The sequence below is a fragment of the Microbacterium sp. B19 genome (genome assembly GCF_000333395.1).
Taxonomy (GTDB): domain Bacteria; phylum Actinomycetota; class Actinomycetes; order Actinomycetales; family Microbacteriaceae; genus Microbacterium.
In genome coordinates this window covers 1-1,552 of the sequence record NZ_BADA01000150.1, presented here as the reverse complement: position 1 = coordinate 1,552, position 1,552 = coordinate 1, and the positions used below count along the sequence as shown (strand labels likewise).

The window sequence follows — 1,552 nt, the reverse complement described above, 5'->3', positions numbered from 1 at the left end:
AAGCTGCGCGTCCAGTCCGCCGACGGATCATAGGACACGGCCGCTCGGCCCGGTCCCCGTCGCCGTCCCGCGTAGACTGAGCGGGTGACTTACGTGATCGCCCTCCCGTGTGTCGATGTCAAAGACCGCGCCTGCATCGACGAATGCCCGGTCGACTGCATTTACGAGGGTGAACGCTCGCTCTACATCCACCCCGACGAGTGCGTCGACTGCGGTGCGTGCGAGCCCGTGTGCCCCGTCGAGGCCATCTACTACGAGGACGACCTCCCCGAAGAGTGGTCGGACTACTACAAGGCGAACGTCGAATTCTTCGACGACATCGGATCTCCCGGCGGTGCCGCCAAGGTCGGTGTGATCGCCAAGGATCACCCGGTCATCTCGGCGCTCCCTCCGCAGAGTCACTGACCCGTGGGCGTCGCCGACCTCGCCGACTACCCCTGGGATGCGGTCGCGCCGTACGCCGAGCGTGCCCGCCGTCACCCCGCGGGCATCGTCGACCTGTCGATCGGGTCGCCCGTCGATCCGACGCCCGCCGTCGTCGCCGAGGCCCTCGCCGCGGCGACCGACGCGCACGCGTACCCCCAGACCATGGGCACCCCCGCGTTGCGCGAGGCCATCGTCGACTGGTACGCCCGTCGACGCGGAGTCCCGGGACTCACCCCCGCGCACGTGCTCCCCACCGTCGGCTCGAAAGAGCTCGTCGCCCTGCTGCCGCTGCTCCTGGGCCTCGGTCCGGGTGACGCCGTGGTGCACCCGCGCGCCGCGTACCCGACGTACGAGGTCGGTGCCCGTCTCGTCGGCGCCGAGGCCGTGGCATCCGACGATCCGTCCGAGTGGCCGGAGAACACGCGCCTGGTCTGGATCAATTCGCCCGGCAACCCCGACGGTCGCGTCCTCTCGACCGACGAGCTCGTGGATGCCGTGACCCGGGCCCGCAAGCTGGGCGCGGTCCTCGCGTCCGACGAGTGCTACGCCGAACTGGGCTGGGATGCGCCGTGGGACACCGCGGGCGTACCGAGCGTGCTCGACCCGGCGGTCGTCGGCGACGACCTCACCGGCGTCCTGTCGGTGTATTCGCTCAGCAAGCAGTCGAACCTCGCCGGTTACCGCGCCGCGTTCCTCGCGGGCGACCCCGAGATCGTGGCGCGCCTGCTGACGGGCCGCAAGCACCTCGGCCTCATGCCTCCTGGTCCCGTGCAGCGCGCGATGACCGTTGCGCTGGGCGACGACGCGCACGTCGCCGAGCAGCGCGAGCGCTACGCCCGCCGTCGCGCCGTCCTCAAGCCCGCGGTGGAGGCGGCCGGCTTCCGCGTCGACCGCAGCGAGGGCGGCCTGTACCTGTGGGCGACGGAGGGCCGAGACGCCTGGGAGAGCGTGGGACGCCTCGCGGACCTCGGCATCCTGGTCGGTCCGGGGCATTTTCTACGGCGCGCACTTCCCGCAGCACGTGCGCTTCTCGCTGACCGCCACCGACCAGCGGATCGCTGCGGCCGCGGAACGTCTGGCTCCCTGAGCCCCAGGACAGTGGGATCCCTCCATCGGAAGGGGGCAT

At 71.1% G+C, this 1,552-nt stretch carries 1 protein-coding gene and 1 pseudogene; both read left to right on the top strand.

The features are described 5' to 3' along the window. The first annotated feature begins 84 nt into the window (after window positions 1–84). Window positions 85–405, top strand: coding sequence for a ferredoxin (gene fdxA, locus I5G_RS05940; protein WP_022878250.1), 321 nt, complete (start codon window positions 85–87; stop codon window positions 403–405). Window positions 406–408: 3 nt separating this feature from the next. Then, a pseudogene (gene dapC / locus I5G_RS20925) lies at window positions 409–1,513 on the top strand (succinyldiaminopimelate transaminase). The last annotated feature ends 39 nt before the right edge of the window (window positions 1,514–1,552 follow it).